Raw genomic sequence first — 5849 nt, 5'->3', positions numbered from 1 at the left:
CTCATATACATTTTGTAACTGTGTAAGGGTAAATTTCTCTGGCAGCAATTCAAAAGCTATAGGCTGGTGTTTAATACGGCGTTTTATTTTTTCCAATCCCTTTTCAAAGATCTTCTGGTGATCGAAGGCCAGACGTGGCAGGTCATTTACATTTCTCCAAAAAGCCTTTTTAGCATAATTGGTAATTGGCTTCAACGGTTTATCGCCACCTAAACGAAGTAAGGCATAGTAAGCAATACTGATTACCCTACCTTGTGGGTGCCTGTCTACATCGCCAAAAGTATAAAACTGCTCCATGAAGATATCTCCCAAGCCCGTGAGGTCCTTTAAAATCCGCGATGCAGATTGATCCAGACTTTCATCGCCAGGTACAATATTTCCGGGCAAAGCACACCAATCCTTGAAGGGCTCTTCGTTTCTTTCGATGAGCAGAATTTTTAGTTCCCCTTCATCGAATCCGAAAACCACACAATCAATGGAGAACGTGGAGCTAAAATGTGGCAGTGCTTCTTTCAAACCGTTAATTTTTTAAATATAGACGCAAATAAAATCGCTTATTGCAATATTACACAAAAAAAACACAAAATAATTACTTAGTGTAACAAATACACCCTATATTCGTGTTATAAATGAAGCCAAATATAAAAAATATAGCTGTACTTACCTCAGGAGGCGATGCCCCGGGAATGAATGCCTGCATCAGGGCAGTAATTCGCACGGGTATCTATAATGGCGTAAATATGTTTGGAGTGATGCACGGTTACCAGGGTTTGATCAATAACAACATCATTCCAATGAATGCCCGTTCTGTAAGTAACATCATCCATTTAGGAGGTACAATTTTAAAAACAGCCCGTTGTTTAGAATTTAAAACGGATGAAGGCATGGAAACTGCCTATCAAAATTTAAAGTCACAAAACATTGATGGACTAATTGTAATTGGTGGCGACGGAACTTTTACCGGTGCCCGCAATTTTTCTAATAAATATGATATTCCGGTTATCGGCATTCCAGGAACGATTGATAACGACCTTTATGGTTCTGACTTTACTTTAGGGTATGACACGGCCATTAATACGGTTATTGAAGCAATAGATAAAATAAGGGATACGGCAGATTCGCACGACAGGTTATTCTTTATTGAAGTAATGGGTCGCGATTCTGGTTGCATAGCTTTAAGAAGTGCTATTGCAAGTGGTGCCGAAGCTGTTTTATTGCCGGAGCGTTTTACCAGCACTCATGAATTAATTACACAATTGGAATTAGGTGCCAGCACTAAAAAATCTTCCAGCATCGTTATCGTTTCTGAAGGACATAAAGCTGGTGGCGCTTATGATATTGCCAAAAGTGTGAAAGAGAGTTTTAACCATTACGACACCAAAGTTACCATTTTGGGTCACCTTCAACGTGGTGGCAGCCCAAGTAGTTTTGACCGTATTTTAGGCAGCAGACTAGGTTTTGCAGCCGTTAACGAAATGCTGAAAGGCAATACCCGCGTAATGGTAGGCTTACGTGGCAATGAAATAAATACTACAAAGATTGAAGATGCGCTTAAAAATCATAACTTTAAATTAGAAAGCGATCTGTTAGAGATGACTAAAGTTTTATCTATATAAATATATATTAATGATAGCGGTGGTATACAGCGGTTCAAAAACTGCATTCTGGAAGTTAGCAAAAGACGGCAAGACCGTTGCAGAATGTAGTATGCCCGGTATTAACCCTTATTTTAATGACACCAAGGCAATTTTGCAAATGTTGAACAAAAAAACTGTTTTGATCAACCATGCAGAGAGCATCAAAAAGATGTATGTATTTGCCGCCGGTGCCAGTTCAGCAGCCAAAAGCGAAGAACTGACCCGTACATTAGCTCAGTTTTTTAAAAATTCTAAGATCTATGTAAAAGATGATTTATATGGTGCTGCAGTTTCAGCATGTTTTACCGACAGTGGTGTGGTTGGCATTTTAGGAAGTGGCGCACATTGTGCTTACTTTGATGGCAAAAACCTGGAAGCAAATAATTTTGGCCTTGGTTTTATCCTTGGTGATGAAGGTTCTTCTAATCACCTGGGAAAAAAGCTTTTAATATCTTATTTGACAGAGAAGTTACCAGAAGACTTACGCATACAACTGGAAGCAAAATACACAATCGACAGGCCTACTATTCTGGAGAGAGTATACAAAAAGCCATTGGCACAACAGTATTTAAGTTTTTTCTTTGACTTTTTTATTGAAAACAGAGAGCACACATTTATACAAAATTGTGTAGATGACGCGTTTGAGACTTATACACAATTGTATTTATTACCCATATTAAAACAACACCCGGGTAAAGACATACATTTTGTGGGTATTGTAGCAGGTCATTTTCAAGACAGGTTACGCGCCGTGGTTAAAAAGCACGGATTTAACATTACAACGATTACCAAAGAACCAATATATAATTTACTTAACTACTATTCAAATTAATAATATGAGCAAAATTGGAATAAACGGCTTTGGCCGTATCGGCAGACTGGTTTTTAGAGCTGCATTAAAAAAAGGTTTAGACATTGTTGCTATAAACGATCTAGTTGAGCCGGATTACATGGCTTATATGTTAAGATATGATTCTACTCACGGCCGTTTTGACGGTACCGTAGAAGTAGAGAATGGAAATTTAGTTGTTAACGGAAAAACCATCCGCATTACTGCAGAAAAAGATCCTGCAAACTTGAAATGGGATGAAGTTGGCGTAGAACTTGTTATTGAATCTACAGGATTCTTTTTAACTGAAGCGGATGCTTCAAAACATTTGGCTGCAGGTGCTAAGAAAGTTGTTCTTTCTGCTCCGGCAAAAGACGATTCTATCCCTACTTACGTTATGGGTGTAAATCATGATAAATTGACTGCAGACCAAAAAATCGTTTCCAATGCTTCTTGTACTACCAACTGTTTAGCGCCAATTGCTAAGGTATTACATGATAACTTTGGTATTGTTGAAGGTTTAATGAGTACTGTGCATGCTGTTACAGCTACACAAAAAACTGTTGATGGTCCGTCTGCAAAAGACTGGAGAGGTGGCCGTGGTGGTTTCTCTAACATTATCCCTTCATCAACAGGAGCTGCAAAAGCAGTAACGAAAGTTATTCCTGAATTGAAAGGTAAATTAACAGGGATGTCTTTCCGCGTACCAGTAGCTGATGTTTCAGTTGTTGATTTAACAGTTCGCTTAGAGAAAGCGGCAACTTATGAAGAAATTAAAAAAGCCATGAAAGATGCCTCTGAAGGGTATTTGAAAGGTGTATTAGGATATACAGAAGATGCAGTAGTTTCTTCTGACTTTATAGGAGATGATCGTGCATCCATTTTTGATGCAGAAGCGGGTATCGCTTTAAACGACAACTTCGTAAAAGTGGTTTCTTGGTATGATAACGAATGGGGCTATTCATCAGCTCTAGTAAAATTCGTTGAATACTACGGAAATTTAAAGTAAAACCCGTTCATACAGGTTTATATTTGGTTAGAAAAGGGATGTGTCTGGATGGAACATCCCTTTCTTTGTTTCTAATCCTCTACATAATCTAATTCTTTATGAAAGGTCTCCTGCATATAGAACAAAGCCCAGAAAGCGGTTATCAAACTCAGCGCGGCAACAATTATACCTGCCGTAAGTAAATTGCCATTAAATACACCCTTTAAATACTGCAATAATAAAGTTAAAGGAATCACAGAGCCACGTACAAAGTTAGGAACAGTAGTGGTTACCGTTGCACGGATATTGGTACCAAACTGTTCGGTGGCAATAGTCATAAAGATTACCCAATAGCCTACAGAAAACCCCAATACCACACATAGCACATAAAATGCAGGCAAGCTGAGGTCGCGGAGCAAGAAAAAAGCAGAGATGGTCAGCATGCATAAAAACAAGTAAGTATAGACAACTTTGATTCTGCTTTTTAAGTACTGACTCAATAAGCCACTGGCAATATCGCCTAGTACCAATCCACCATAACAACAAGCTACCGCAGCACCGGCATTCACCACACCTTTAACGCCCAGCGCTTTACCAAATTCTGGCGAAAGGGTAATTAAAATCCCTACAACAAACCAAAGTGGAATGCCGATAATGATGCAACGCATGTATTTATTAAACCTTTCTTTATTAAAAAGGGAGAAAAAGTTGCCTTTTTGTACCGCCTTCTCTTTTATTTTTCCAAACATCCCCGATTCGGCAACCCCTATCCGCAGCAATAATAAGGAAAGCCCTAAGCCGCCGCCAATAAAAAAAGCGGTACGCCAGTCAAAAAGTTCGGCTACAAAATGACCAACAACAGCACCACTGATCCCCACCGAAGCAATGATGGTGGTGGCATAGCCCCTTTTTTCTTTAGGCATCAGTTCTGCAACCAGGGTAATACCCGCACCTAACTCCCCTGCCAATCCCAGGCCTGCAATGAAACGCCAAAAAGCATAACTTTCTATGGAGCTGACAAAGCCATTGCAAATATTGGCTACAGAGTACATAAATATAGATCCAAATAAAACATACAAACGGCCTTTTTTATCGCCTAAAATGCCCCAGAGGATACCACCAAGCAAAAGACCCAACATTTGCATATTCAATAAAAAGATACCGCCACGGGTAACTTCATCGCCCTGTAAGCCTAAGGATTGTAAACTGGTTACACGGACAATGCTGAAAAGTAAAAGATCATAGATATCAACAAAATAACCCAAGGAGGCTACTATAACTGCTGCGCTAAATAATTGATTGCGTGGTACTGTTGAAATTTTCTCAAGAGTTGGTGTGGTCATTTCCTTAAATAGTTTAGTATTCTAAAGCTATTTATTTATTGTGGAAAGACAAGGGGGAATTAATAGATAATTGGATGAACTGAATTACAAAATTAATATACCTTTAAATCGTCTATACTGGTAATTTTGGAAATCTTGCGTGTGCTTCTCTTTGGTCCCAAAACCAACAGTTATAATATCAGATTTTGAGCGAGATATCTCTTCATATTCAAACCATCAAATTTTCCTACGTGCTGACTAAATGAATAAAAGCAATTTAAAATGCCTGTAATTGATAAAATTAGCTTTTTTTATATTCATTCATATAAATGTGAAATAGTTAGAGAAGAGTCAACAGAAATTGCTCATTCCATCGACTCTTTAATAACAATGAGGCCGCTTAAGCAACCTCACTATCTTTTTCATGGCGCGTAACATGTTTAACTTTAAACTGCTTCACCCCATCAGGCATTTCCCAATCCACCACTGCATCACTTGTATAACCCAATAAGGCAATGCCAATAGGTGCCAATACAGAAAGCTTTTGTTTCTTCATATTAGCCTCTTCGGGTGTAACCAGGTGGAAGGTAAATTCTTGTCCGCTTTTAACATCCTGAATGGTCACTAATGAATCAATAACAATAACATTATCAGGCAAAGCCTCTTTCTTAACAATTTTAGCTTTTTTCAATTCATTATTCAGCTTTTGTTTGTTAAAATCAGACAAGTTACTGCTGAGTTTTAAATGATTCATCAACAAATCATATTCTCTCTTTGGGATAATTAATTTTGGTGTTTCCATGTTTAATATTGATTAAATACTTTGTGAGCTAATAGATTCCAACAATCACTCAACACCTTTATCAGCAGCACATAAAGCTAAAACTATGTTTAACAAATGATGACGACAGCAATCGTATCGTGCAGAAGACGGTGGACAATTATTGGAAGAAAATTCGATGTAAACGCCCCAAACCTGAAGCGATATGGAATGGGGCTTAGACTAGAAAGTCTTTGCTAGTCGTTTGGAATGAAAATCCAAATCTCGTATGTATACTATTCGTCGTATTATA

The 5849-nt window shown here is 38.2% G+C and carries 6 protein-coding genes; 3 read left to right on the top strand and 3 right to left on the bottom strand.

What is annotated here, in order from left to right; translation table 11 throughout:
• The coding region (locus tag ACR2F7_RS10455; protein ID WP_432713517.1) for an NUDIX hydrolase at positions 1-516 on the bottom strand (516 nt) is incomplete at its 3' end.
• Positions 517-629: 113 nt separating this feature from the next.
• Here ACR2F7_RS10455 and pfkA point away from each other — a divergent pair.
• Genes pfkA through gap form a run of 3 tightly spaced genes read left to right on the top strand, consistent with a single transcriptional unit; the run spans position 630 to position 3475 of the window.
• Positions 630-1616, top strand: a complete 987-nt coding sequence (pfkA, locus tag ACR2F7_RS10450; protein ID WP_432713516.1) for a 6-phosphofructokinase — start codon at positions 630-632, stop codon at positions 1614-1616.
• A gap of 10 nt (positions 1617-1626) precedes the next feature.
• Positions 1627-2469 carry a hypothetical protein gene (locus tag ACR2F7_RS10445; RefSeq protein ID WP_432713515.1) on the top strand — a complete coding sequence of 281 codons (843 nt, stop codon included), beginning with the start codon at positions 1627-1629 and terminating at the stop codon, positions 2467-2469.
• Positions 2470-2473: 4 nt separating this feature from the next.
• Complete coding sequence (gap, locus tag ACR2F7_RS10440) at positions 2474-3475, top strand: type I glyceraldehyde-3-phosphate dehydrogenase (protein WP_432713514.1); 1002 nt, start codon at positions 2474-2476, stop codon at positions 3473-3475.
• A 71-nt stretch (positions 3476-3546) separates the two neighbouring features.
• Here the strand turns inward: gap and ACR2F7_RS10435 are convergent, their stop codons facing one another.
• Together ACR2F7_RS10435 and ACR2F7_RS10430 are read right to left on the bottom strand one after the other, a co-directional pair.
• Positions 3547-4797, bottom strand: coding sequence for an MFS transporter (locus tag ACR2F7_RS10435; RefSeq protein ID WP_432713513.1), 1251 nt, complete (start codon positions 4795-4797; stop codon positions 3547-3549).
• Between the two features lie 379 nt (positions 4798-5176).
• A complete protein-coding gene (locus ACR2F7_RS10430) occupies positions 5177-5578 on the bottom strand; it encodes a GreA/GreB family elongation factor (RefSeq protein WP_432713512.1) in 402 nt (133 codons plus the stop codon).
• Positions 5579-5849 lie beyond the last annotated feature (271 nt).

It is taken from the genome of Pedobacter sp. (assembly GCF_045628745.1).
Taxonomy (GTDB): Bacteria; Bacteroidota; Bacteroidia; order Sphingobacteriales; family Sphingobacteriaceae; genus Pedobacter.
This window is presented reverse-complemented; position numbering and strand designations above follow the sequence as displayed.

What these genes read in the sequence shown, in the direction of transcription:
- pfkA (WP_432713516.1), top strand. Translation starts at nt 630, where the DNA reads ATGAAGCCAAATATAAAAAATATAGCTGTACTTACCTCAGGAGGCGAT.
- ACR2F7_RS10445 (WP_432713515.1), top strand. Translation starts at nt 1,627, where the DNA reads ATGATAGCGGTGGTATACAGCGGTTCAAAAACTGCATTCTGGAAGTTA.
- gap (WP_432713514.1), top strand. Translation starts at nt 2,474, where the DNA reads ATGAGCAAAATTGGAATAAACGGCTTTGGCCGTATCGGCAGACTGGTT.
- ACR2F7_RS10435 (WP_432713513.1), bottom strand. Translation starts at nt 4,797, where the DNA reads ATGACCACACCAACTCTTGAGAAAATTTCAACAGTACCACGCAATCAA.
- ACR2F7_RS10430 (WP_432713512.1), bottom strand. Translation starts at nt 5,578, where the DNA reads ATGGAAACACCAAAATTAATTATCCCAAAGAGAGAATATGATTTGTTG.